Genomic DNA, 24,914 nt, shown 5'->3' with positions numbered 1-24,914 from the left:
CAGGCCCGCTCCCACATGTGGACAGGTAGGCGGTTTTATTCGACGTTAAGGCGCACCTGTTTCTCCAGCTCCGCCTTCAGGCCCGGCTCCAGCTTCAGCTGGCGCGCCAGTTCGTCCAGGTAGGCCTTCTCCATGAAGTTTTCCTCGTCCACCAGCATCACACTGGCGATGTACATCTCGGCGGCCATTTCCGGGGTGCCGGCGGCGCGGGCGACGTCGGCCGGGTCGAGGGGCTTGTTCAACTCGGCATGCAGCCAGACTTGCAGTTCGCGGTCGTTGTCGAGCTTGGTGAACTCGCCTTCGATCAACGCCCGCTCACGCTCATCCACATGCCCGTCAGCCTTGGCGGCAGCGACCAACGCTTTGAGAATGCCCTGACTGTGTTGCTCGACCTGGGCCGGCGGCAGCCGATCAATGGTTTGCGGCTCGCCCTGGGGTGCGCTGGCCTGCTGTGCCTGCCAGTTGCCGTAGGCTTTGTACGCAATGACCCCCAAGGCGGCGAGGCCGCCGTAGGTCAGGGCCTTGCCGCCGAATTTGCGCGCCTTTTTATTGCCCAGCAGCAAGCCCATGGCGCCGGCCGCCAATGCACCACCGCCTGCGCCACCGAGCAAACTGCCGAGCCCGCCACTGCCAAGCAGCCCGCCGAGGGCGCCTTTGTCAGCTGATTGACGCTGACCGCCAGCCTTGTTCTGCAACATATCCTGGCCAGACTTGAGCAACTGATCGAGCAATCCACGGGTATTCATTCGTAGCCTCCAGACACTTGGGTTCGTAGGAGCAATAGGCCCCCAGCGTAAAACTAAGTGCCAAAAACGCTGTATCTAGAGTGCTTCCAGATGTAACGCCCTGCCCTGGCGTCGGAAATGTCTTGTTGCACAGCGGCGCCATCATGCTGCCATCAATGATTTTTCCTTCACCATCGAACCGCTTAAGCTATCCGGCGTCTGTTTATTGTCCGTTGCGTTTGGCCGAAGGCATGTCCGAACCGTTATTTCTGATCCGTTACGTGCCAGGAACGGCGCGGGATTCGCTCACGACAGGTTGTCTCTATGCACCGCAGGAATTTGCTCAAAGCGTCCATGGCCATTGCGGCTTACACCGGGTTGTCGGCCAGTGGCCTGCTGGCCGCGCAGGCCTGGGCCGGAAACCGTGCCGCCGATGGCAAGGCCGTGGCATTCGATTTCGACACGCTCAAGGCCCAGGCCAAGCAGCTCGCCGGCGTCGCCTACAAAGATACCCGGCAGGTGCTGCCACCCACGCTGGCAACCATGACCCCGCAGAACTTCAACGCCATTGGCTACGACGGCAACCATTCGCTGTGGAAGGAACTGAAGGGGCAATTGGACGTGCAGTTTTTCCACGTCGGCATGGGCTTCAAGACGCCGGTGCGCATGCACAGTGTCGATCCCAAGACCCGCGAGGCCCGCGAAGTGCATTTCCGCCCTTCGCTGTTCAACTATGAAAAAACCACGGTTGACACCAAACAGCTGACCGGCGACCTGGGCTTCTCCGGGTTCAAACTGTTCAAGGCGCCGGAGCTTGACCGCCATGATGTGCTGTCGTTTCTGGGTGCCAGCTACTTCCGTGCCGTGGACTCCACCGGCCAGTACGGCCTGTCGGCGCGCGGCCTGGCGATTGACACCTACGCGAAAAAACGCGAGGAGTTCCCGGATTTCACCCAGTTCTGGTTCGAAACCCCGGACAAGGACGCCACCCGTTTCGTGGTCTACGCCCTGCTCGATTCCCCCAGCGCCACCGGCGCCTATCGCTTCGATATCGACTGCCAGGCCAATCAAGTGGTGATGGCGATCGATGCCCATATCAACGCGCGCACCGCCATCGAACAATTGGGCATTGCGCCCATGACCAGCATGTTCAGTTGCGGTACCCACGAACGCCGGATGTGCGACACCATCCACCCGCAAATCCACGACTCGGATCGCCTGGCCATGTGGCGCGGCAACGGCGAGTGGATCTGCCGTCCGCTGAACAACCCGGCCAAGCTGCAATTCAACGCCTTCGCCGACACCAACCCCAAAGGCTTCGGCCTGGTACAGACCGACCACGAGTTCGCCAGCTATCAGGACACCGTGGACTGGTACAGCAAGCGCCCCAGCCTGTGGGTAGAGCCCACCACCGCCTGGGGTGAAGGCTCCATCGACCTGCTGGAGATCCCCACCACCGGCGAAACCCTGGATAATATCGTCGCTTTCTGGACCCCGAAAAAGCCGGTGGCGGCCGGTGATTCGCTCAACTACGGCTACAAGCTCTACTGGAGCGCCCTGCCGCCGGTGAGCACACCGCTGGCCCAGGTCGACGCCACGCGCTCGGGCATGGGCGGATTTACCGAAGGATGGGCCCCTGGCGAGCATTACCCTGAGGTGTGGGCACGCCGCTTTGCAGTGGACTTCAAGGGCGGCGGCCTGGACCGTTTGCCAGCCGGCACGGGCATCGAACCGGTGGTCACTTGCTCTCACGGCGAGGTGAAAGACTTCAGCGTGCTGGTGCTCGACAACATCAAGGGCTATCGCATTCTGTTCGACTGGTACCCAACCAGTGACAGCGTGGAGCCGGTCGAACTGCGTCTGTTTATCCGCACCCAGGACCGTACCTTGAGTGAGACTTGGCTGTATCAGTACTTCCCGCCCGAGCCGGGCAAGCGTAAATACACCTGACAACACGGCGACCCCTGCTGTGGGAGCACTGTGCTCCCACACGTTGCCCAGCAGTCATTCAAAACCTCGACACGGTTTTCATCGCCCCAATCAAATACCGCATCGCAACCTGATCGCTCTCGGTCAGGGCGCGATAATGCGCCAGCAATTCGATTTCATCCGAACTCAACCTGCGGCCACGCAAGAACAAACTGCGGGTCAGAAAAGACGCCATCACACCCGCTACACCATAGGACTTGGCCATGGACTGCTTCTCCTGATATCGATCCAATACTCCTGCTGCCCATTTCCGCGTGCGGTGAAGCGGACTGATTTCCTGGGCCGAAAATCAGGCTTACCGTAAGCGTAGAAACAATCTGGTTACGTGTGGGATTTTTTTAGAGTATTCACTTAAATAATTGCCTCGGTAACAAATACCTACAACCATTTCTCACACCCTCACCGACCCATCAGATCGATCTGCGTCATGACCACGAGCAAAAAAAACCCACCGGGTCAGGGTGGGTTGTGTGGGCATACGCCAAGGATCAATCGCGCAGATCCGATTCATGAATCGGCTGGTCGCGGTGCGTTGCCCGTTGATATTGCGCCGGCCAGATCGCCTTGCGCCCGCCCAGATCATCGTCGGCATGCAGCGGCCAGTACGGGTCGCGCAACAGCTCGCGGGCCAGGAAGATGATGTCGGCCTGGCAGGTACGCAGGATGTGTTCGGCCTGGGCCGGCTCGGTGATCATGCCGACCGTGCCGGTGGCAATGCCCGACTCTTTGCGCACCCGCTCGGCGAAGCGCGTCTGGTAACCGGGGCCGGTGGGGATTTCGGCGTTGGCGGCGGTGCCGCCGGAGGACACGTCGATCAAGTCTACGCCGAGGTCTTTCAGGCGGCGCGCCAGTTCCACGGTTTCATCGGGGTTCCAGCCGTCTTCCACCCAGTCGGTGGCGGACACGCGCACAAACAGCGGCAGGTTCTGGGGCCAGACTTCGCGCACCGCGCGGGTCACCTCCAGGACCAGGCGGATGCGGTTTTCGAAGGAGCCGCCGTACAGGTCCTGGCGCTGGTTACTGATGGGCGACAAGAACTGATGCAACAGGTAACCGTGGGCGGCATGGATCTCCACCACTTCGAAACCGGCGGCCAGGGCGCGCTTGGCGGCGGCGACAAAGTCTGCGATCACTTGGCGGATCTGCGCTTCATCCAGCGGTTTGGGTTGCGTGTGCTGAGGGTCGAATGCGATAGGCGACGGGCCTACCGGCACCCAGCCGCCGTCTTCCGGCTTGACGCTGCCATGCTTGCCGATCCACGGCCGATAAGTGCTGGCCTTGCGTCCGGCGTGCGCCAACTGGATACCGGCCACCGCGCCTTGCGCCGCAATAAAGCGTGTAATGCGTTGCAAGGGTTCAATCTGTTCGTCTTTCCACAAGCCCAGGTCCTGGGCGGTGATGCGGCCATCGGCGGTCACGGCGGTGGCTTCGGTAAAAATCAGCCCGGCGCCACCCACAGCACGGCTGCCCAGATGCACCAGGTGCCAGTCGTTGGCCAGGCCATCATCGCTTGAGTATTGGCACATCGGTGATACCGCGATGCGGTTCGGCAAGGTGAGTTGACGCAGGGTATAGGGTTCGAGCAACTGACTCATGGCGCACCTCTTCGGGTTCTGTGGGCAAGCTCCAAGGCTCTCTTTCATGGTGCTTAGAGCCTAGTCGACAACGACCGATCGCACAGGGTTCAGAGGAAACGGTTCAGAGTCAAACGGTTCAGAAGTAAACCGTTCAGACGTAAACCGGGAGCCGATTGCCGGCTCCCGTGCTGCAGCGCCTTACATTTCGACCTGGGTGCCCAGCTCGATCACCCGGTTGACCGGGAGTTTGAAGAAGCGCAGGTTGCCGTTGGCATTCTTCAACATGAACGCGAACAACGCTTCGCGCCAGCGCGCCATGCCTTTGATACGCGAGGCGATCACGGTTTCACGGCTGAGGAAGTAGGTGGTGCGCATCGGGCTGAAATCCAGTTCGTCCAGATGGCACAGTTTCAGCGCCTCAGGCACGTCCGGCTCATCGGTAAAACCAAAGTGCAGGATCACCCGGAAGAACCCTTCGCCATAGGCGTCCACTTCGAAACGCCGCGCCGCAGGCACACGCGGGATGTCTTCATAGACCACGGTCAGCAGCACCACCTGCTCGTGCAGCACCTGGTTATGCAGCAGGTTGTGCAGCAGCGCATGGGGTACGGCGTCGGGGCGCGCCGTGAGAAATACTGCCGTGCCCTGCACGCGATGAGGCGGCTGCACACGGATACTGCCGATAAATATCGGCAGCGGCAGGCCGCCCTCGTCGAGGCGCTCGACGAGCAATTGCTTGCCGCGCTTCCAGGTGGTCATCAGCACGAACAGCACAATCCCCGCCAACACCGGGAAGGCGCCGCCCTGGATGATCTTCGGCACGTTGGCGGCAAAGTACAGCCCGTCCACCAACAGACAGCAGAGCAACACCGGCACGGCCAGTACCGGTGGCCATTTCCACAACAGCAGCATCACCGCAGACACCAGGATCGTGGTCATCAGCATGGTGCCGGTCACCGCCACGCCATAGGCGGACGCCAGCGCACCGGAGGATTCGAAGCCCAGCACCAGCAGGATCACGCCCACCATCAGCGACCAGTTCACCGCGCCAATATAGATCTGGCCCTGTTCGGCGCTGGAGGTATGTTGAATGTGCATGCGCGGGATATAACCCAGCTGGATGGCCTGGCGCGTCAGGGAAAACGCACCGGAAATCACCGCCTGGGAGGCAATCACGGTGGCCAGGGTCGACAGCACCACCAGCGGAATCAGCGCCCAGCTCGGCGCCAGCAGGTAGAACGGGTTGCGGGCCGCTTCCGGGTCGCCCAGCAACATGGCGCCCTGGCCGAAATAGTTGAGCACCAGCGCCGGCAACACCAGGATGAACCAGGCACGGGCGATGGGTTTGCGACCGAAGTGCCCCATGTCGGCATACAACGCTTCGGCGCCGGTCAGCGCCAGCACCACCGCGCCGAGGATGGCCACGCCGATGCCGGGGTGAGCCTCGAAGAAGCGCACGGCCCACATCGGGTTCATGGCGCTGAGCACTTCAGGGTGCAAGGTGATGCCATACACGCCAAGGCCGCCCAGCACCAGGAACCAGGTCACCATCACCGGCCCGAACAGCTTGCCGATGCGATCAGTGCCGTGTTTCTGGATCAGGAACAGCGCCACCAGGACCACCAGCGCGATGGGCACTACCCATCTTTCCAGGCCGTCGAACGCCAGCTCAAGGCCCTCCACGGCCGACAACACCGAAATCGCCGGGGTGATCATGCTGTCGCCGTAGAACAGCGCCGCGCCGCACAAGCCGCACACCACCAGGAAACTGCGCAATTTCCTGCGCTCCCCTGCCGCACGGCGTGCCAGGGCGGTGAGCGCCATGATGCCGCCTTCGCCCTGGTTGTCGGCGCGCAGCACGAACAGCATGTATTTGATCGACACGACCCAGATCAGCGACCAGAAGATCAGCGCCAGGATCCCCAATACCCCGTCATGGTTGACCTGCACCCCGTAACCGCCATTGAACACCTCTTTAAGGGTGTAGAGCGGGCTGGTCCCGATATCGCCATACACCACCCCGACCGCTGCTACCAGCATGCCAATCGGCTTGGCGTTCGAATGCTCGGCACTCGCTGCCTGACTACTTGCCTGACCCATCAACCACTCCTGCCCTTTGACCTGAGGTCGCTTATAAACAACGTGCTCAAACTGACCGTAGCATGCGCCGTTTTACTTCTCGTAACAGACGTTTTGTTGACCTTAGGATTTTACCTACGCGCAACGGCGCGAAGCATAGCGCAGCGCTCGTCGCATTTCCCTGCATAAAGCTGGTCAAGTGCGTTGCCCGCCGCTAGAATTGCGCACTTTTTGATCAGAGGCGCACCAAGCGCCCGTCCGCTGCCTGCCCTTCACGGTGGCGGCGTCATTCGATACCGAGGTTAGACATGTCCACCACCATCGCAAAAGCCAACCCCAAGGTTGGCTTTGTTTCCCTGGGTTGCCCTAACGAAATTTAAACTATACAAATGATGCCAGTGCTCCTAGGGAGCTTCCCAAGCTGATAACGATGGTTCAATTCCCTAAACCCGCTCCACGATTTTCAATACCTCCAACGATATAGAGGTCGAGTCAAGCGATACTGGTGAGCGTTTCAGTGACAGCTACTCAATGCCCCGCCATATAAGAGCTACAGCCCGTTTTTAGCAGCATCACCGAAACTACCTTTCCCGGCGTATTGCTGGGAAAATATCAGTACGCCATGAAATTTGGTTGGAGAACCTGTAAAGCAGAACCCGTAGAATGGGGACTACAGAAAATTCAACCAGGAAAGGACACCATGGCTCACCACCCGCTTCGGGAAAAGGTTATTGCGCAATTCGTCAAAGGATGGACTCGAGCACGCCCAGAGACGGCCACAGTAGCCGTGGAACGACTCACTGAGCTCTATGACCGATTCCGAGATGCGGGGTTGGCAGATCGTATATTTGAGCAACAGCTAACTTGTGGGCAGTCTTCAACTTACGCTCAACGTGTGGGAGAGCTGCTTCTCGCTGACATGCTCTGGAATGACGGCTTCTTCCTGGAAAGCAAAAATGAAGGACCCGACTTCCTAGCCACGAAAGATGGGAAATCCGCCTGGATAGAGTTGCAAACACCTGAACCCGCTGGCATCCCAAAGGACTATCTTGCGAAGTCCTGCACGGGAAAGGTCAGAGCTGTTCCTCACGCTGCTATCAACCTCCGGTGGACTGCTGCTGTTGCGGAGAAAACGAAAAAGCTTCATGGATACCTTGAATCGGGGGTCGTGAAAGCTGACCAGCCATACATCATCGCAGTAAACACACATCTGCTAAATCCGTTTGCAATGACTGGCCTCTATGGTGTAAGCGGGAAACCCGTAGCCGTCGAGGTCTTGTTCAGCGTCGGTCCGATTCAAGTCCAGATAGATAGATTTTCAGGAGACATCGTCGAGCAATTTCACCAACACCGCCCCGTCCTTGATAAACCTGGTACCGAGAATAAAGTGCCATCGGACACGTTTCTCAATGAGCAAAACGCGTGCATCAGCGCGGTCCTAGGACTGGATCTCCTGGAGAATGTGATGATCAATGGCCAGCATCCGTCAGCCTTGGTCTACAACCCTCTTGCGGCGAACCCGATAACTCCACGCTGGATTGGGGCACAGGAGCACTGGCACTGCACGATTGGCTCTGAGGAGTATGTGGTTCAAAGGCTCGATCAATAGCGAAGTAGGCAATCGGCTATTCGGCAAAATGAAATCCATCGAACAAGCCACAGCCCCGTCCAGCTGTGGCTTGCAGGGAGATTCCACCCTTCTCTTACACAGCCAACAACCGTCGCAATAAGAACGTGCGCGTGTTTTAAAACACACCGAAATCCACGTTTCAAAAGTTTCCGCCCAATGAAACCGGGCACTCCAGCGTTAACCCTTCCGTGCGTGGCCTTTGCTTAACTGTGCAACCGCACTGCATTTCCTTTCAAAACTTTGCACTTTTTGAAATTGCAGATCGCCTGCAGAGCCTCCCGGCCCGCCTGGGCTGCAGGTTCGTTAGCACGACACCCGGCGTTGCACAAAAAACGGACGCAAAGCCCGTCGGCGGGAGGGGGATAAGTGCTTTTTTTGATTATTTTTTTATCCTAGAGATTTTTGGAGGTAGAGGCCGGCTGAGACTGCTGCCACCTGAAACTGCAAACACTATGTAGACCAGCTCTGGAGCCGAACACAGCATTTTAGAAGTGCGCTCTACGCCATTTGGATGGGGAAGATAGAACGGGTTCACTTCATGCCCTATCAATGTCCTTGCATAGGCAGAGGAATTGTCATAGCGTAACGCCATCTTTTAGAGACTGAGTGGCTTGACATGTCAAGTAACGAGAAAAAAATTCTGGCACGATTTAACCAATCTCAAAGTGCGCTAGTTTTGCAGCAGTCAGATTTGTCCCTACAATCTATTTCAGATATGGTTGATAGCGGTGCGATTGATGTAAGCCCTAGGTATCAACGTCGTGAGCGTTGGGGGCTGGATAAGAATTCAGGACTGATCGAGTCATTCCTTCTGAATATTCCTGTCCCGCCTATTTACTTAGCAGAAGACGAATACGGGGTCTATTCGGTAATTGATGGAAAACAACGCGTTACTGCGATTAACAAATTCTTGCTCGGGCAGTTTGAGCTAAGTGAACTTGACAAGTTTATTGAACTCGAAGGCTGCAAATTCAAAGATTTACCGGTCTCGTTATCTAACGCATTAAAAATCAGGCCCTACCTCCGCGTTGTTACTCTGTTACGGCAGTCGGACCCAGACCTGAAACATGAAGTATTTTTAAGATTAAACAAGGCAGGGGTCGTTCTTAATTCTCAAGAAATTAGAAACGTAGCCTTTCGCGGCGACTTAAATAACATGTTGTTTGATATGTCGGAAAAGGATTATCTCAGGAGCCAACTGAAAGCGACTTCGCAATCGAAGATATTCCGTGAAATGATTGATGTGCAGTACGTACTAAGATTTTTTACAGTCCGAGAATATTGGCAAAAATTCCATGGAAATATGGACGTAGCGATGGACAGCTACATGCAAAACTTCCATAAAACATCCAAGAAACAGGTCAAAATTTTACAAGCTATTTTCGAGCAGGCGCTAAACTTCTGTGAGGCAGTCTGGGGAGAGGAGGGCTTTAAAAAACCTGGTGGCAATAGCAGAGTTTTACAGGGTTATTATGATGTTCAGATGGTTTGCTCTAGCCTTTTGAGTGATGCAGAGCGAGATAACGCTATGAGCAAACCAGATAAAGTTCGTGAAGCGCTAGTGCTGTTGCTCGATCAAGATGAAGAGTTTCAAGAATCGATCAGTCAATTCACCTCTAACCCAAGAAGTGTTGAATATCGGATTAAAACTTTTGCAGATGCGCTAAAGGCGATCTAAATGACCGCAAAGGACGAGCTATTTGGAAGGCTGGAACATCTAAGTGCCGCGAAGGACTTGCCTGAACTTATCGATGTGGGAATTGCTCAGAACACCCACAACGGTGTCGCAAACCTTTTGCGAAAAGGGCTAGGAATCGTGGCCTTTAATATTCTTGAGGATTTTATAAAGAAACGTACTAGCGAGGCCCTTAACAGAATATCTTCTTCTCGAATAGAGTTTTCAAAGCTGCCTACAAAACTGCAAGACGCAGCAATACTAGACGCATTAAGCTCTCTGGTGTTTCGAGCAAAACTAGAAAAAAAGGATGGTGGAGACTGGCGCAACCTAGTCCAAACAGAATCATTGAAGATACATTCCACGGGAAAGCCTGCCTTTGAACTATCTGACTTGTCTCTTGCCTCATCGAGCTCCAATGTTTCAACTGATGAAGTCACAGGCATACTTATAGCATTTGGCCTCAGTGGCGGATGGGCAACTTTGAAGAAAGTTTCGGATGCTATTGGCGGTGGACTTCCCGATTTAAATCAAGCTTATAAAAACGCCGCAAGCAGAAGGCACAGCTGCGCCCATGAAGCAAACTTCAATTACGACTATCTATGGCTGGCATCGATCAAAAGTGAAATCCTCGCGATAGCAGCATCGCTGGACATAATTCTTGAGGCTAGGTGTAGGCAAGTTGAAGCCTCGCTAAATACGAAGATGCAAGATCATGACATCGATACAGCCTTGAACTATAGATTTCTGCATAGTGTTTCGGGCGTATATAAAGAATCAAAAGCGCTCGGTGGACGTACGATAAAAAATTGGAATGACCCATCAGATGCGTTGAGAACGTTACGCCCCAAACTGCGACCAGCAAAAGAGTTCTTGATTTTGTTGGACGGAGGGAGACGTGTTAGCAACTGGTACGTAAGCTGATATCTAATGACTTGGTAAACCCCAGATTCCTCAAACAAGCAATATGAAAATCTGGCGATTAAAAAGCACGCTGGCGAACTGCGTGCTAGCTCGTAGAAGTACCAACACCAATAGGACTAAAGAGTAATTTGCTTTAGTTTTGTCGTCAGTAGAGCGGCTGTACCTGCATTGCTTAAAAACTCTGACGCATTCCCTGGTGTTGGTGTCGGCCCATGGGTATGACTAGCCAGTTGAGCGTTCATTTGCTGCACCAGGTCGAGCAAATCACACAGCACCTGCAGCACGTTGACACCCTCGGACCCCATCCATGTCTTGGGAGCGACCAGTCGCTGGCTGACCGCTGCCACGCTCTTTCGTAGACCCTCGATTCTTTCCTGCATATCGCCGCCCACCGTGGCGTTGTGCTTTTGCCCCACCACCAGGTTCAAGTCCCGCCCGGTCGCTTGGTGCAGATCGTCCACCGCCGCCAGGCTCGCAGAACCACCGGACAGTAGCTTGAGCGCGCCCAGCGCCTCGATCGTCTTGATTCCACCCACTGACTCGGTGGAATGGTCATCCACCGTCCTGGTGTGGTTCTGGAACGTTTCCGTGTTGCCCATAGCCTCGACTTCCCGCTCGATCGCCTTGTCCCGGATCTTGCCTTCTGTCTGGCGCAGCCAGTTGCCGTCAGCGTCCACACGCTGCTGACAGGCTTCGCTGTGCTGCCACACCTGGTCGCCCTTCGGCACGCTGGGCATGCTCAGGCCGTGGGGCAGAATCGTTTGGATATAGGGCTTGTGCGGCAGGCCGTAGGCAAAGCACACCACAACCTGGGTGCCTTCCTCGGGAAAGGCATAGATGCCCATTTCCTCACCACCGGTGGGCAGCGGCAAAGGCACGCCGGCCAAGATCGGCAGCTTGGTGTCTGGCTCGCCGTCCGGCCCCATTACCTCGATGTCGACCGCATAGCGCGGCCGGAAGTCGTCACAGATCCCGGCGCCGGCCGGGGCGTCGGCCACGGCGACCACCCGGGCAAAGCGTGGCAGATGATAGCCGCCGGTGAGTTCAGGAAATTGTCGTTCTACGCTGCGGCGGATTGCGTCGTCCATCGGATGGCCATCTGGTTGTCGATGAGCGCCACACTGGTGATGCGCTCGCCGTGATTGATTGTTGCACCTGGTCGCAACCCGGGAAGGGCTGCAATCATTGCGCTTTGATTGCCCTGGTAGTCGTCGAACAGTTCCACCGGCAGTTGCAGCGCGGGGCGAACGCCAAAGAAGCTGTCGGCCCAACTGCCCACGAACACCTCCCCGTCACCCTGCTGCTGCCAGATAAAGTCGGGGATGTTAAAAACTCGGGCCAGGCTGTCCATGGCTTGGTAGCCGGCGGCCAGGCTGTAGAAGAACGGGGCCTTAACGCCAGCGTAGGGACGATCCGGGACGCGAAAGCGCAGACCGGTGTGCTGACTGATCTCGACCAGGACGGCGCGCAGGTCGACGTGCCGCAGGTTCAGCGGCAGCGGGTTGGCCAGGATCGCGGCCAGCTCGCGGCAGAACAGCACCTGCTGGCCGCTGCTGGCCGTGGTGGAGCGTTCGACGTACCCAATAAAGTGTCGCTGCAGCGTATTGCCGTTATAGCCGATATCGAGCGTTACGAGCCCCTTGACCGGCGCTTTGGCTTGAACGGTAAACGTCGCCCGTCCGGGGCTTTTCGCATCCAGACGGACTTCGTTTTTGACCAGGACATAGGGCACGCCATTAATGGCCAACTCCTTATGCAGCTTCATGTGCTTGCCCCGCCCAACCAGCCGTCGACCTTTTTCAGCGTGGCTTCAAAGCCGGTCAGTTCCTCCGGCCCGCTGCTGGAATCGCCACCGGTACCGCCGGTGCCACCCACTGCCCCGCCCGGGCCCGACTGCGCGGTTACTGCGTTACCCGATCGCCGGCCTTCGACTTTCTCCGGGTTCGACAGCTTTTCAGTCAGGGTGAACTGAATCAGCCAGCCGCGCAGGTTGTCGTCTTCCCGGGCGCTCACGCCTTCGGTGAACGTCACCTGGCGCATCCCAAACGCGGCGGCGGTGTCGTTGACGATGCGGTAGGTCTTGAGCTGGCCACCGCCTTCGGTCGCTTCCACCAGGCGCATCAGGTCGCGCAGTTGCACCTGGTCAACGAAAGGAATCATCAAGCTGACCGTCAGGGTCTTGGGCTTGAAGCCCTTGTGCCCCTTGTCGGTATTGCTGGTCTGGCCTGATAGGTCGTCGCTCTCGATGCGCAGATTGCCGGTGACCTTGAGGTTTTTCCCGCGTACCTCTTGTCCGTCGAGTAGCAGCGTCATAGGCCCACCAACTCACGAACGAAACTCAAGCCCTTCTCAGAACCCACCAGCAGCGCACCGGCGCACAACACCCATTCATGCCCAGGGGCGTCACCTGCCAACAGGGCCTGGCGCAGCTCGGTGGCATTACCTGGGCCGATCAGGCGCGCGCGCATGCTGCTGTCAGCGTTACCGCCGGCGAGCAAGGTTTTCAGCTCGGCCAGTTGTTGATCCCGACCCAGCTGTTGAGCCGCCTTGCGAGTGGCCAGCGCGGCAAGGTCGGACATGGGTGAACTGTCGGCGGCGTAGCTCTCCAGAACGGCGAGCTGGCCAGCCATGGATTGCTGCGCGGCCTTAACCACGGTGCAACGCTCCAGCGGCAGCGCCTGCCAGCGCGGCAAGGTGCCGGCGGCGGGGATCTCCCACTTTTCCGTTTCAAGCTTGGATAGGTGCCGTGCGCGGCGTTCGGTTCGCACCAGGTCGGGCATCGGCAACAGCGCATTGAAGCGCGCTAGGCTGTTGGCCAACTGATCAAACCGTGTGGCCAGAAACATCAGACACAGGGCGAACTGGGGACCACTCGGCCGGCCGGTGTCGCTCACGTCCACCAGTTTGCCAGCCAACTGCTGCAGCAAGTTCGGCGCTGATAGGAAACGCTGGTAACCGCGTCCCTGGCCAATACCGCTTTGAAAAGGCGTCACCACCAGGCACGCAGGGGCCTCGCCCATTTGCTCTGTTAGAGCCGCACGGCCTGCAGCGATCGCGCCTTGGGCAGCACGACCCACCGGCCCCGGGTTGGTGCTGGTCTTGTCGCTCAGATCCGCCAGGCGCTTGGCGGTACTGGCCAGCTCTCCACCGGCCAGGCCCTGGGCCGCTGACAGCTGGCCCATCCACTCGGTAGCTTGTTCAGGCCAGCGCATTGTCACCGGCGACCAGTTCATCTCAGGCATTTGGCAGTACCAGGGCAGGCAGTTCTGCCACCAGTTCGGCGCTGGTCGGTGTCTTGCGCTTGTCCTGCTCGATCGCCGTCAACTGATCGTAGCAATAGGCCCAGCACAACGAGCGCCAGGTACGAAACGCCAAGCCGTCTGCCTGAAACTTCGGCACTGCCGGTTCATCCGCGTAACTGATCGCGTCCTTGAGGTCGGTATATCCCGCCGCTTTGGCAGTTTGATCCAGGAACAGTTGTACGCTGGTCACAAACCCTGCTTTTACCTGCTCCCACGTCAGCGGCGGCGGGTCCAGGGCAACCGGTCGGCCTTTGACGGCTTGAATGATTTTACCCTGCGCTTGGGCGGCAAATAGAGACTGGTATTCGGCCTGGGTGATTTCCAGTAATTGCGCAGCTGGCGGCAGGTTACAGCCAGCGTTCGGGACTTCTATCAAAGGTGGTTTGGCCTTGGGGTCTTTAACTTTGATCATCGGAGCTGTATCCGTTGAGCCTTCGGGCGCCATCCAGTCAGGGTCCGGCACGCTGATCATGGGCTGTTTCCACTTCGGATCAGCGATAAGGGCAGTGCGCTCGCCATGGGCGCGGGTGTCGTAGAAGCCAGCTGTTGCGGCGTGAAAATAAATGCTCATGATTAGTAGCCAGAGGCCTCCCAGTAGATTTCATCGGGCGAGTTGAAAGGACCGGATATCACCGAGAACTGAGTGTTGCTGACGATCAGCGTGTTAGTACCGGTCAAGTTATCGGAATAAAAAAGGCTGGTCCTGGATGCGACCAATGACGCGCAACGATTTGGGAACGCGATGGGAAAACTGCGGTGGGTCACAGTGTCTGAGGCGCCCAGTGTGAAGCCCCACTGTTTAATGAATCCGGTCTGCGCGCATTTCCACCAGCCGCTTGGCCCCAGTGATGCGGTGTTCTTCAATACCGCGCCAGGCACGTCGGGTGTCGCCTGCGGCAAGTTCGTGAGCCCCGCCGCGTTACCAAAGTAGGCACCGGCCACGGACAGATTGCCGCCCTCAGTTAGAGTCATCGCGTTGTTGGTTGAACCAACATGGGTCACTACCTGCGCGGGGGTGCTGGCTCCGCCGCCGGCATAAGCTTCCATTGAGGCCAAATGCCGCTCATTCCACTTGGTAGCGCGCCAAACCATGTACGCGTAGCTATTGATGGAACAATCCACCTGTATCGCTGGCGACCTGCTGCGCCAGTCGACAAACCCACCGCCCAATTGCGGAAAGTCAAACCTTGCGGTCCCCGTCAGCGTGCCGCCTGCCAGCGGTAGTTTGGTCGCATCCCCGATCGTAATGTTTTGGGTGCCATCAAACTCCACGCCATTGATCAGTCGCGGTGCCGTAAGCTTCGATGCGCTGCCAGCACTGCCCGTAACAGCAATACTGTAGGTACCTGATAGGCGCGCAGCGGGAACGGTGCCCAGGGCAAGCGCGCCGGCGTTTAAACCGCCCAGCGATCCACCGTCGCCAATGTAAGATCCCTTGATGGTGAGGGAGCCAGAACCATCGAAGGTGAACGCCCCAACGGCCCCTCCTACGTGCATCACCACATTGGGTTGGGATGTGGAGGAACCGCCGGCATACACCTCCATAGCAGCCAGGTGACGATCTCCCCAGCAAGTGCCTCGCCATACTTGATAGGCCGCTGTATTCGTCGGGCAAGAGATCTGCAAGGCCGCGCTGCGGTCTTTCCAATCCACAAAGTAACCAGCCATTGCGGGAAAGTCCGCATTGAGCGAGCCGCTCAGTGTCCCGCCAGTCAGTGGCAGCTTTCCGTCATCGGTGATCTGAATATCTTTGGAACCGTCGAACGGGATATTGTTGATGCGCCGAGGGGATTCAAGGCTGCTCGCTGTCTTGGCGTTGCCCGTCACACTGATGTCATAGGCTCCCGCCAGGCGGGCCTTGGGGACTGTTCCCGTCGCCATCTCGCTGGCATTCAGACCCTGCAGCAAGGCCCCGCTGCCTTTATAGCGGCCGAGTATCGCCAGATCACCGTTACCTTCGAACGTGAAGGCATTATTTGTGGGATGGACATGCAGCACCACCGAGGGGATTGAATCTTTGGTGCCGCCGGAATAGACATCCATCGCCGCCAGATCGCGCTCATCCCAGTTGGTGCCTTTCCAGACGGAATAAGCGTACTGATTAGCTGGGCAATCAATCTGCAAGGCTGGAGTCCTTTTCCGCCAGTCCACAAAGCCGCCACCCATCGCGGGGAAGCCGGCGCGGATGCCACCGGTCATCGTGCCACCGGCGACGGGCAACTTGGTGTTGTCCGCCACCGTCACGTCCGCCGAGCCGTCAAACGCCACGCCGTTGATCTTGCGCGAACTGCTCAGTTTGTCCGCACTACCTGAGCGTAGTTGGGGGTAATGACCGACCTGAGCGGCGAAGTGGTCAACCAGCGGCCCATTAACTTCGGCAACCTTGCGTAGATCGGTTACCAACCCTGAGCCCGCGACATGGCCCAACTGGATGCAGTAGTGCCAGCTGCCGTCAGCGTCCAGGTAGTCGACCTGGTTGGGGTCAAACACCACCGTCCATCTGGCCAGCACATCGTTCAGGTCCCGACGCAGAGACACATGCAGCCAAACCGGTGCTGGCAGCGCCGGCGGCGCGATCGGCAAGGCGCTGGTCAGCTCGACGCGGATGCCTTCGATATACGCCAGGCCAGGTTTGAGCTGGTAGCCGGCCGCGACCTTCTCCACCTGCAGGCCGTTGCGGTAGAAGCACGCTCGACCAAACATGTCACGGTTGCTCAGACGCTCGCGCTCATCGATCCCTTTGAGGCGCACGGTAAAGTCATGTTGCCAGGTGCTGGCATCAATCGTGATGCCAGTCAGTGCCTGGGCGCCGTCGAACACCACCAGGATGTTGCGGGTGACGTTGTTGCCGATCTGCTGCGGCGGAATATTTTTGCGCTTCTGCTGCAGCGGGACATAGGCCACGGCCAACAGCACATTTTCGGCCGTTTCCAGGCCGATCCAGTTCCAGTCAAAGTCCCCGATTTCGCTGCCCAGCATCGAGCTGTAAACCACCTGATTGGGGTTCACAAACCCGATATTTTGCGGCGGAATCGTATAGGTGTGGACGATCTGCGCCGCCGGCGGTTTCTGCGCGGCGCGATTGACTGGGCTGTTCGGGTTCAGCCCGGGCACGTTGGCAAACACAAAGCGCACGACCTCGAGGCGCTGTTGCGCGCCGAGTTTTTGGGCAATCAGGCTTTCGCCTGCAAGGGTAATACTGGCTCCCACGAGAGGCTCCTACAGGCTGGCGATCAGCGTTTGCTGATCGTCGTTAAAGTCAGCCGCGACAAGGCGCAGCGATACGGGGGTGAGGGTCACGAAGTCATAGCGCCGACAGGTGCGGCCGTACTGCTGAATCAACACGCGCAGCAGCTCCGGGTTCTGCGACAGCTGGGAGTCGGAAAGACGCAGCATCACCACGTCCCAGTCCCGACCGGGCATGCGTTCGTCAATCTCGACGTAACCCACGCCCAAGCGCTGCAAGATGCGTTTGAGCCCTGCCGTGCTGCCGGCGTCCACTGCATTGATAAAGGCGAACTTGACCCGAAGTCGGTACAGGCTTTCGGGTTCGTCCTTGAAGCGGCTGATATCCCGTTGCCAGGCCAGCAGATCCAGCACGGTCAGGTGGCAGGTGTCGGCATCCATCTGCAGCAGCGGCCACTGCAACCAACCTTCGACCTTTTCCCACCAGGACTGGGCAGCGGCTTTCAACTTGGCCAACTGCGGGCCATCAAGCCAGAACGGCAAATTGAGTTTGATCATGCCGGCACCACCTGCAGGGTTTTGATCCTCGGAATGCTCAGCTCTGACACGATGTCGGCATTGTCAAAATGCAGCGACTCAATGCCAGGGAACTGCTGGTGAAGCTCTTCGCCCAGGCGGCTGAATGAAAACCGCGACTGGGGATAGGTCAGCGTTGGCTGATAGTCACCGGTGCCGCTCTCGCGGAAGGCCGCACGAATGAACTGTTCAACCTCAGCCTGCAGCTTGGCGCGCTGCCCAACGGTCAGCAGCGGCCGTGGCCACAGGGTCAGGCTCAGCGCGTGCTGGGTTTCCGGCATCACCATCACCAGCAGATCATCGCCGTGGCCATGGTTGCCCTGGTCGCGGATATGCGCGTTGATTTGCTCCAGGTAAGTCGCTGCCGGCACGTCTGCATCAAACAGCACGTAGGCATTAGCACTGCCCGGCCCGCGCGGGGCGCCGTGCAGAAAATACACACCGTCCGGCCGAACGCCCGGGAAGGCCGAGATCATGGCGCGATACACAGAGTCGGTGTGCCATTGGTTGACCGCCGAGAACTGGTTGCGCACGCGCAAACGCAACTGATCGTCCGGCTCCGGATCTGCACCTGGTGCAATCAGCCAACCGTCAGCGTTCACCACCTGGACGATGCCGGCAATGGGCACCGGCAGGATGGCGTAGTAACCCGGGGCCAGGTTGTAGCCGCTGCCCACGTCCTCGGCTTCTACCGGGACCTCCAGCTGCAGCACGCCGTCCGCAAAGGTCACGGCCTGGGTAGTGATCAACTGGTAGATATGCCCGTTGATCGCCGCAGACTGCACCCTCACGCCGGCGGGCAATTCCAGCGCGCCACCCGGCACATCGCGGGTGAACAGCAGCACGCCTTTGGCCTTGGTCGCACCTTTACGCTCGACGTTGACCGCCCAGGCCAACATATCCAGCCATTTGTCGCGTGCGGTTTTGACAAAGAAATTCGGCAGGATCGTGCCGCTGACGAAGTTGATCAGCCACAGCACCGGCTTGGTCACCAGCGCAGTGATTACCCGCCAGAACGGCGAATAGGCGCTGGTGTTGCTCATCTTGCTGCCCTGGGCCGCGACTTCCTTTTCCCACGCCTGGCGCAAGCCTTCCTCGGTGACTGGGATGCCGCCGTCTGCCAGAGCCTGCTTAAAATCTACGTCGCTCACAGGGTCACCTCGATGTCGCCAAATTTCAGCGTTTTCGCCGTGACCAGGTACTGGCCAGACTCCACTTGTTTGATCAGCGCTGTGCCGGGGACCAGGCGCTCGTCAGCCTCCACCAGCAATTCCAACTGCTGGATGCAATCGCGCTGACGTAGGCGGCTGCGCTCGGCCACCAAGGTGACCAGCAAGCCGCTCTCGCGGATCATGTGCGCGATGTCCTGGGCGATGCTGGCTCGGTCCTCGATCAGCAGCGGCTGACGCGATGGGTCCAGTACCAGGTCGTTGTCGGCAATCAGCAGGTCGATGTATTCGCTCATCCGCCCACCGCCATGGCCAACATGCCTTCCAGCTCCAGCGGGTTCATCGGTTTGCCGGTGTGAATGTTGACGTTCTCCACGTGGGTGCCCTTGTTTTGGGTTTGGTTGTTGTTCTGGATGCTCGCCAGCAAGCCGCCCCGGGGCACGGCGTCGGGCCTTTTCGGTGACAGGCTGGTGACTGCGCTGTTGATCCGTTGCTGGCTCTGCTCGGCCTTCTCGGTCGGTTTGGACGCCGTGACCAGAGCCGGCGGTTGCGTTGGCTGCGGAACGTGTAGTTGCGGCCCGATCGGCGCCGGCGTTTTTAATGCCGGCGCTGCCACCAGGGCCGGCGCCGCACGCGGGGCTTCGGGAGCGGTCAGTGGCTGCGCGATCGGCGCCGGGGTTTTCGGCACAGTTGCCAGCACGAGGGCCGGCGCTTGGGTCCGGGGCTGCAGAGCGTTGAGAGCTGGCATGGCCGGCTGCGGTGCTTTCGGAGTAGCAGCCATGACCAGGGGCGGCGCCTGGATGGGTTGCTGGGGAGCGCTCACCAATTGCGGCAGCAACGGTGCCTCGACCTGTGGCGCGCTGATAGTGGGCAAGTCCGGCGCGGCCGGCATGTCGCCGAACGCCGCATCGATCTGCACACCCGGGATCTTGTTCAACATCTCGATCAGGCCGTTGATCGCGCTTTTGAAAATGTTGACGATGCCGTCCCAGGCCGCGCTGGCCATGGCTGACCAGCCGCCCATCGAATCGAACCACTCAGACAGCGTGGTCAGTTGGCCGCTGACCCACTGGAACGCCTCGCTGTTGAGCAGCGCACTGGTCCACTCGTCCCAATAAATGATCGCCGCCGCAACAGCCGCGACCAGGGCAACGATGCCGATCACGATCCAGGTCACCGGGTTGGCCAACAACGCGGTATTGACCAGCCAGATCGCGCCCTGCCACAGCAGCATCGCGCCTTTGACCAGGCCCATCCATGCGACCATCAGCACCAGGCCAGCCACAAAGCCGATCACCATCACGGTGTGGTACAGGAACATCGCGATGCTGCGGTAGCCCGACCAGGTGAGAGCATTCCACACCACAGTGGCTCCCAGCCAAGCCATTTTCGACAGCCCCACAGTCAGGGTCAGCAACGACATGGCGGCGGTGATCGCCAGGAACGACAGCGTGACTATCCCTATCAGCCGGGTAATGTTGGGGAACAACTGGGTCCAACGAGTCAGCGTGCTTGCAATGCCCACCAGGCGTTCCATCAACGGTGTCAGGATCGGAATCAATGACTGGCCAAAAGCGATGCGTAGAGCTTGCACGGCGGCGCCGAACTGCTGCCACGGGTCCACCATGTTTTTGGCCATACGCTCGGCGTTCTCCAGGCCACGCACATTGCCCAGTTGCTCCATGCCGTTTTTCAAGCGGCCGGTGTCGCCCATCAGTGTGGTAATCAGACGTGCCGCTTCACCACCAAAGGCGTCGCGCAGCTGCTTGCCGTTGGCCTCAATCGACAGATCCCCGAACTTGCCTTTGAGCTTGTCCAGGATATCCATCATCGGCAGCAACTTGCCCTGCTGGTCGACAAAGGACATGCCGAGCTTTTCCGACGCGCCGCTGACGTTCTCAAAGAAAGACTTGTAGAGACCACCGGCCTCCGCGCCATCCATGGTGCTGCCCAACGTGCCCAGCACCGCCATTTGCTCGGCCAGGCTCACGCCTGCAGTGCTGGCCAGGCCGCCGGCGGCTTTGAAGGCTTCGCCGATCTGCTCGCCGCTGGTGCGAAACAGCTGCACCGCCGTGGCGGTTTGGCCGGCCAGGGTTTCAACCCACTGCCCTTTCCCCATTGCGTCAGCTTGGCCTTTGAACAGGTTGTACATCGTGCCGACGTACGTGCCCATGGTGTCGGCGTCGGACTTGGTGGCCTTGGCCAACACGTCGCTGGCGTTGGTAAAAGTCGCCAACTGGTTGCCCACCAGTCCCTTAATGGCGCCTTCAATGTGATACGCCGAGGCGACAAAATCCCGGGCGTTTTCGCCATACGCCACGGAAAACTCCAAAGACTTGCGGTTCAACGCATTCAACGCATCCTCGGCCACGTTCAATGATCGAACTTCGCCCAGGGCGCGATTCATCTCAAGGGCTGGTTCCATGGATTGGGTGATACCGACATACGCGCCCGTAATGCCCGCCAGACCAAACCCCATCGTCTTGATGTGCTTTTCGCTCTGTTCAGCCAAATCAGAAAAGCCCATCTTGACCTTGCCCAGCGGGGCGGTGACCTTATCGGTCAGGCTCAAAATGAAGGCCAGGCGGGCGCTTTTGTCAGCCATCAGTGTTTATCCGTTGAGTGCATAGGCGATGCCGTTGGCAATGGCGATTTCCATCCGGCGCCAGTGTTCATCCTCCAGCCACTTGGCCGTCCCCATCACCTCGGCGGTGGGCTCGGCACCAGGTAGCCAGCGACCGGCCAGGGCCACCAGTTGGCCAAGGCCGCTTTCGGTCAGTCGTTCGGCGTGGTCGAGGGCTTTTTTACGGTGATTTCAACGTCCGGGCCGTACTCCTCGAGGAGCGCGCCGGCCAGTTGCATGACCAGCACAGGGTTGCCCAACTGGGCTTTGAGGGTGGCGCGCTGTTCCTGCTTAACGGTGGTCACCAGCAGGTTGTTGGCCGGCGAAACCTTGTTGGTCTGGGTCACGGCGTTGAAGTACTTGGTCACGTCCTGCGGGGTCAGAGCGAAGGTGAATTCCTTGTCGCCGACTTCCAGGGTGATATCGCGTGTATCGGTCATGGTGTTGCTCCGTTCAGATTTAGAAAGTGTTGAATCAGCGCAGGCAAACCCGGCGCATGTGGTCCTGCAGGCCCAGAATCATTTGCCGACTGAGGGCAAGCTGATCTCTGAGGGTGAAATAATCCTGTCGAGCGTCTGCTGTGAGTTCGGCGGTGCCTGCATCAGCCACGCCGCCGGCGCCGGCCGCTGGGGTGGCTGGGACGCTGCAGGTGGCGTTGAGGCGCAGCCGCTTAAGGCCAGCGTCAACAGCGCGGCGCAAGCCGTCGTTTTCGATGCGTTCATCGTTGAGTTCCTGGGTGCGTTGAAGGTCGATAGCGTCACGCTCAGCCAGCATCTCGCCGCTAATACGCGCCGCTTCGCGCAGGCCGCTGGCTTCGAACAGCGCGGCGTCACGCTCGTTACGGGCGATGTCGCGCTGGCCTTCCAGCAGATCGAATCCGAACCAGGCCACTAGGCACACCACCAGAATGAAAAAGCCTTCGCGCATCACAAGCCCGCCTGACACAAAGCAGCTTCCGCCAGTCGGCGCGCATGCAGGCCCGGGATAAACACCTTCTTGCCCTGGGCGTCGGTGACGAAGGCCCATACCGGTGTTTTGCCGTCCGGTGCCCAGGCCAGGGCCTGGCAGCCGTCTTTGATGCGACCAGCATTGATCAGGCCCACGGCGCGACTGGCGCAGGTGCTGGGGTTGCCGAAGTTGTGGCCATGGCTACTCAGGGCGTCGAAAGTGTTCTGGCCCACGTCCTGATTGGTGATGCAGTCGGCCAGCTGCAGTTGGCCTTTGCTGATCACCAACTGCTCCACCTCGTTGCAGCGAGCGTCCGACCAGTAATCCCCCACAACCACCGGGTAAGGGCTGGTGTGGCGGGTGATGCCCTTGCACACGGTTGGTAGGCCACGAGCCAGCTTGTCGGCATAGACGATGTTCTGGCCATTGCCTTCCCACGTGCCCAAAAACAGCACCAGCGTGGAGCTGCAGAGCGCGATAGCGCCGGCGGCGATCTTGCCGCGCAGGCTCATAGCTTCACCTTCCAGTCACGCAGCATCTGGCGATACTTGGGAACCAACAGCAGGATCTGCAGCACCATGTAAACGGCAGTCAGCATGTAGGCGACAGCCGACCAGTCGATGGCCCCTGTCGCCCCAGTGGCGGCTACACCGATCGCAGGTGACGCTTTCGCCAGTGCGATGGCGGTGTCCTGGGCCGCTTGATTCGTGCTCATCGCTGCACTCCTTTTTCGAAAAAAGACTGGCACGTGACACAGCGGGTCTTGCCGCCGAGCGCTTGGCGCGCTGCCGGAATCTCGTTATCACAGTCCTGGCAGTGGGTCAGGCTTGGGCCCGCTGACTCACGCCGGGCCTGGGCCAACTGGGCGTTGATAGCCTGGTCCCGCTGACGTTGTTCCAGGGCTTGGGCGCGATCGAACGGGCAGACCATCAGCTAATACCCTCGATTTCGGTGGCATCCAGGTACGGCACGCCGTTGATACGGATAAAGTCCGGACTGGTGACCTCGAACGGCACCTTGTGCTTGGTCTTCTCGCCACCTTTGGGATCGATGCTCAGCAGGCTGGATACCTTCAACTTGCAACCGAAGGCCTCAATGCGCAGCTCGTCGTCGCCCGCCTTGGCAAAAAAAACCGTGTCGAAGGCATCAAGCTTGCGAAAACTGCCGGCAGTGCGCGCCGCTTCGATCAGCAGGTTGAAGTTGGTGGAATCCAGCTCCAGTTCGCCGGCCGCTGCCACATCGCCATCGACGTAGCCGTCAGGCACGCCCCGGGTTTGTGCGGTCTTGCTGTTGTCGGTGATATCCAGGGTGCAGCTTTCAACGTGGACCAGCAGATCGCCCAGGTTCACGTCAAAGTTCTTGCCGCCAATACGTGACATGGGGGATTACTCCGAATCGTCGTTGGAAAGGTCCAGGGCAATGTTCGCCGTGAGGTCTTTCGGGCAGTTGTGAGGCTTGAGCTTGATGTACACCTCAACGGCGGTTTTGCTCTTCCAGGTCAGCACGATGTCGCCGTCTTTCGGCGATTCGATCTCACCCGGGAACACCTCGCCGTCGAACTTGACCGACTTGGCCATGCGGCGCAGCGGCGCCATCAGGGCATTGACGTTCACGGCCATGCTGTTGGGGGTGTTGTTCAAGCGACGATCGGCTACGCGGCGAATCAACAGCGGTCGCACCTGGCGCGCCGCCTTGTCAGCCAGGCGCAGGTACTCCACGACCTGGTAGTCGCTACCAGGTGCATCGAGCATGTTGCCGTCGCCCCAGTACACGCCCGGGTAATCGGAATAAGTCTGGGAGACGGAGAACCGCGCCTTGTCGAGTTCTGCGCGGATCGAGGACGGCAACGGCACGCCTTCGGAGTCGACCGGTACGGGGCCAAGCCCCAGCACCGCACCGGTGGCCACGCGCATTGGGCTGTCAGCAATGCTGACCGCCGCGTTGGCCAGCCGGCCGCCCAACACGCCCAGGTCGTTACCGTGCAATTGCGGCACTACCAGGACACGCGGCGCGGATACGCCGGCGGTGATCGCTTTTTGAGCCACCAGGTACTCGGCCCAGCTTTGGAATGGGCTTAGCGACAGGCCGGCCGTGGCCGCCATAACGAAGGCACGACGGCCGTAGGTGTCATTCATCGACACCGCCGCGTCGTGCATGGCCGACAGCTCGGCGCCAGTTGCCACCGGTTTAGTGATCACCACCGCCTCGACGGAAAAGCCCTGCTGCTGGGACATCTCCAGGGCTTTAGTCCAGTCGCCTTCCGGCGCGATCGGCGCCGCCAGGCACGCCCAGCGATCGCCACCGTTGAGGCGTGCGGCAGTGACCTGTGTTTTCAGGTCACTGGCCGGTAGGCCCAGTTGGGTGTCCAGATCGCTATCGGTGTTGAGGGCGATCAATTTGCCGGTGTTCTTCGGACCGGGGCCGATGAACAGAAAATAGCGCTCGATCTCAGTCACGGCGCCTTGGCCCAGATTGAGATTGTTAACGCTGACTTTGCCAAGTGCCATGCTG

At 59.0% G+C, this 24,914-nt stretch carries 26 protein-coding genes; 4 read left to right on the top strand and 22 right to left on the bottom strand.

What is annotated here, in order from left to right:
* Window positions 1-35 precede the first annotated feature (35 nt).
* Entirely contained in the window at window positions 36-746 is a 711-nt protein-coding gene (locus BFQ04_RS17550) for a tellurite resistance TerB family protein (protein ID WP_065951895.1), read from the bottom strand.
* 303 nt (window positions 747-1,049) lie between these two features.
* On the opposite strand from BFQ04_RS17550, the gene BFQ04_RS17545 reads away from it, so the two are divergent.
* Window positions 1,050-2,675, top strand: coding sequence for a glucan biosynthesis protein D (locus BFQ04_RS17545; protein ID WP_065951894.1), 1,626 nt, complete (start codon window positions 1,050-1,052; stop codon window positions 2,673-2,675).
* Between the two features lie 58 nt (window positions 2,676-2,733).
* Here the strand turns inward: BFQ04_RS17545 and BFQ04_RS17540 are convergent, their stop codons facing one another.
* The 3 genes from BFQ04_RS17540 to BFQ04_RS17530 all read right to left on the bottom strand — a co-directional run bounded on the left by BFQ04_RS17540 (window position 2,734) and on the right by BFQ04_RS17530 (window position 6,391).
* Window positions 2,734-2,919: a hypothetical protein gene (locus BFQ04_RS17540; RefSeq protein ID WP_065951893.1), complete on the bottom strand. Its 186-nt coding sequence runs from the start codon at window positions 2,917-2,919 to the stop codon at window positions 2,734-2,736.
* A 283-nt stretch (window positions 2,920-3,202) separates the two neighbouring features.
* The gene (locus BFQ04_RS17535; protein ID WP_065951892.1) at window positions 3,203-4,309 is read right to left on the bottom strand and encodes an NADH:flavin oxidoreductase/NADH oxidase; all 1,107 of its coding nucleotides are present in this window, start codon (window positions 4,307-4,309) and stop codon (window positions 3,203-3,205) included.
* Window positions 4,310-4,489: 180 nt separating this feature from the next.
* The gene (locus BFQ04_RS17530; RefSeq protein ID WP_065951891.1) at window positions 4,490-6,391 is read right to left on the bottom strand and encodes a potassium transporter Kup; all 1,902 of its coding nucleotides are present in this window, start codon (window positions 6,389-6,391) and stop codon (window positions 4,490-4,492) included.
* Between the two features lie 679 nt (window positions 6,392-7,070).
* On the opposite strand from BFQ04_RS17530, the gene BFQ04_RS17525 reads away from it, so the two are divergent.
* From BFQ04_RS17525 to BFQ04_RS17515, 3 genes are all read left to right on the top strand, one after another.
* Entirely contained in the window at window positions 7,071-7,979 is a 909-nt protein-coding gene (locus tag BFQ04_RS17525) for a hypothetical protein (RefSeq protein WP_065951890.1), read from the top strand.
* 637 nt (window positions 7,980-8,616) lie between these two features.
* The gene (locus BFQ04_RS17520; RefSeq protein WP_065951889.1) at window positions 8,617-9,678 is read left to right on the top strand and encodes a DUF262 domain-containing protein; all 1,062 of its coding nucleotides are present in this window, start codon (window positions 8,617-8,619) and stop codon (window positions 9,676-9,678) included.
* Complete coding sequence (locus BFQ04_RS17515) at window positions 9,679-10,599, top strand: HEPN domain-containing protein (protein WP_065951888.1); 921 nt, start codon at window positions 9,679-9,681, stop codon at window positions 10,597-10,599.
* 116 nt (window positions 10,600-10,715) lie between these two features.
* On the opposite strand, the gene BFQ04_RS17510 is transcribed toward BFQ04_RS17515, so the two are convergent.
* From BFQ04_RS17510 to BFQ04_RS17430, 18 genes are read right to left on the bottom strand one after another with little or no spacing between them, the layout of a single operon-like run.
* The gene (locus BFQ04_RS17510; protein ID WP_065951887.1) at window positions 10,716-11,687 is read right to left on the bottom strand and encodes a hypothetical protein; all 972 of its coding nucleotides are present in this window, start codon (window positions 11,685-11,687) and stop codon (window positions 10,716-10,718) included.
* The gene (locus BFQ04_RS17505) at window positions 11,660-12,364 is read right to left on the bottom strand and encodes a hypothetical protein (RefSeq protein WP_065951886.1); all 705 of its coding nucleotides are present in this window, start codon (window positions 12,362-12,364) and stop codon (window positions 11,660-11,662) included. Before BFQ04_RS17505 ends, BFQ04_RS17510 begins: the two co-directional genes overlap by 28 nt.
* Window positions 12,361-12,912, bottom strand: coding sequence for a baseplate complex protein (locus BFQ04_RS17500; RefSeq protein WP_065951885.1), 552 nt, complete (start codon window positions 12,910-12,912; stop codon window positions 12,361-12,363). Before BFQ04_RS17500 ends, BFQ04_RS17505 begins: the two co-directional genes overlap by 4 nt.
* Window positions 12,909-13,832 (bottom strand): hypothetical protein, encoded by a 924-nt coding sequence (locus BFQ04_RS17495; RefSeq protein WP_065951992.1) that lies wholly within the window; start codon window positions 13,830-13,832, stop codon window positions 12,909-12,911. The genes BFQ04_RS17500 and BFQ04_RS17495 overlap by 4 nt, the downstream gene beginning before the upstream one ends.
* A 1-nt stretch (window position 13,833) precedes the next feature.
* Entirely contained in the window at window positions 13,834-14,472 is a 639-nt protein-coding gene (locus BFQ04_RS17490) for a hypothetical protein (protein WP_065951884.1), read from the bottom strand.
* Between the two features lie 2 nt (window positions 14,473-14,474).
* The gene (locus BFQ04_RS30025; protein ID WP_083218003.1) at window positions 14,475-17,111 is read right to left on the bottom strand and encodes a phage tail protein; all 2,637 of its coding nucleotides are present in this window, start codon (window positions 17,109-17,111) and stop codon (window positions 14,475-14,477) included.
* Between the two features lie 9 nt (window positions 17,112-17,120).
* Window positions 17,121-17,645, bottom strand: a complete 525-nt coding sequence (locus tag BFQ04_RS17480; RefSeq protein ID WP_065951883.1) for a phage tail protein — start codon at window positions 17,643-17,645, stop codon at window positions 17,121-17,123.
* A complete protein-coding gene (locus BFQ04_RS17475) occupies window positions 17,642-18,814 on the bottom strand; it encodes a baseplate J/gp47 family protein (protein ID WP_065951882.1) in 1,173 nt (390 codons plus the stop codon). Before BFQ04_RS17475 ends, BFQ04_RS17480 begins: the two co-directional genes overlap by 4 nt.
* Window positions 18,811-19,128 (bottom strand): DUF2590 family protein, encoded by a 318-nt coding sequence (locus BFQ04_RS17470; protein ID WP_065951881.1) that lies wholly within the window; start codon window positions 19,126-19,128, stop codon window positions 18,811-18,813. The genes BFQ04_RS17475 and BFQ04_RS17470 overlap by 4 nt, the downstream gene beginning before the upstream one ends.
* Window positions 19,125-21,437 (bottom strand): phage tail tape measure protein, encoded by a 2,313-nt coding sequence (locus tag BFQ04_RS17465; protein WP_065951880.1) that lies wholly within the window; start codon window positions 21,435-21,437, stop codon window positions 19,125-19,127. Before BFQ04_RS17465 ends, BFQ04_RS17470 begins: the two co-directional genes overlap by 4 nt.
* A 6-nt stretch (window positions 21,438-21,443) precedes the next feature.
* Window positions 21,444-21,587 (bottom strand): DUF6890 family protein, encoded by a 144-nt coding sequence (locus BFQ04_RS29690; protein ID WP_370881244.1) that lies wholly within the window; start codon window positions 21,585-21,587, stop codon window positions 21,444-21,446.
* Between the two features lie 20 nt (window positions 21,588-21,607).
* Window positions 21,608-21,895 carry a putative phage tail assembly chaperone gene (locus BFQ04_RS17460; protein WP_032895740.1) on the bottom strand — a complete coding sequence of 96 codons (288 nt, stop codon included), beginning with the start codon at window positions 21,893-21,895 and terminating at the stop codon, window positions 21,608-21,610.
* 34 nt (window positions 21,896-21,929) lie between these two features.
* The gene (locus tag BFQ04_RS17455) at window positions 21,930-22,382 is read right to left on the bottom strand and encodes a lysis system i-spanin subunit Rz (protein ID WP_065951879.1); all 453 of its coding nucleotides are present in this window, start codon (window positions 22,380-22,382) and stop codon (window positions 21,930-21,932) included.
* Window positions 22,382-22,915, bottom strand: coding sequence for a lysozyme (locus BFQ04_RS17450; RefSeq protein WP_065951878.1), 534 nt, complete (start codon window positions 22,913-22,915; stop codon window positions 22,382-22,384). Before BFQ04_RS17450 ends, BFQ04_RS17455 begins: the two co-directional genes overlap by 1 nt.
* Entirely contained in the window at window positions 22,912-23,118 is a 207-nt protein-coding gene (locus tag BFQ04_RS17445) for a hypothetical protein (protein ID WP_032895737.1), read from the bottom strand. Before BFQ04_RS17445 ends, BFQ04_RS17450 begins: the two co-directional genes overlap by 4 nt.
* On the bottom strand, window positions 23,115-23,333 hold the full coding sequence (locus BFQ04_RS17440) for a TraR/DksA family transcriptional regulator (RefSeq protein ID WP_065951877.1): 219 nt from the start codon (window positions 23,331-23,333) through the stop codon (window positions 23,115-23,117). The genes BFQ04_RS17445 and BFQ04_RS17440 overlap by 4 nt, the downstream gene beginning before the upstream one ends.
* On the bottom strand, window positions 23,333-23,782 hold the full coding sequence (locus tag BFQ04_RS17435; RefSeq protein WP_032895736.1) for a phage protein: 450 nt from the start codon (window positions 23,780-23,782) through the stop codon (window positions 23,333-23,335). The genes BFQ04_RS17440 and BFQ04_RS17435 overlap by 1 nt, the downstream gene beginning before the upstream one ends.
* A gap of 6 nt (window positions 23,783-23,788) precedes the next feature.
* Window positions 23,789-24,910: a DUF2586 domain-containing protein gene (locus BFQ04_RS17430; protein ID WP_065951876.1), complete on the bottom strand. Its 1,122-nt coding sequence runs from the start codon at window positions 24,908-24,910 to the stop codon at window positions 23,789-23,791.
* Window positions 24,911-24,914: the final 4 nt, after the last annotated feature.

It is taken from the genome of Pseudomonas sp. 37 R 15, from assembly GCF_900004865.1.
GTDB classification, from domain to species: domain Bacteria; phylum Pseudomonadota; class Gammaproteobacteria; order Pseudomonadales; family Pseudomonadaceae; genus Aquipseudomonas; species Aquipseudomonas fluorescens_AM.
Note: the sequence above shows the minus strand (reverse complement) of the source record. Positions and strands in the feature narration are given on the sequence as shown.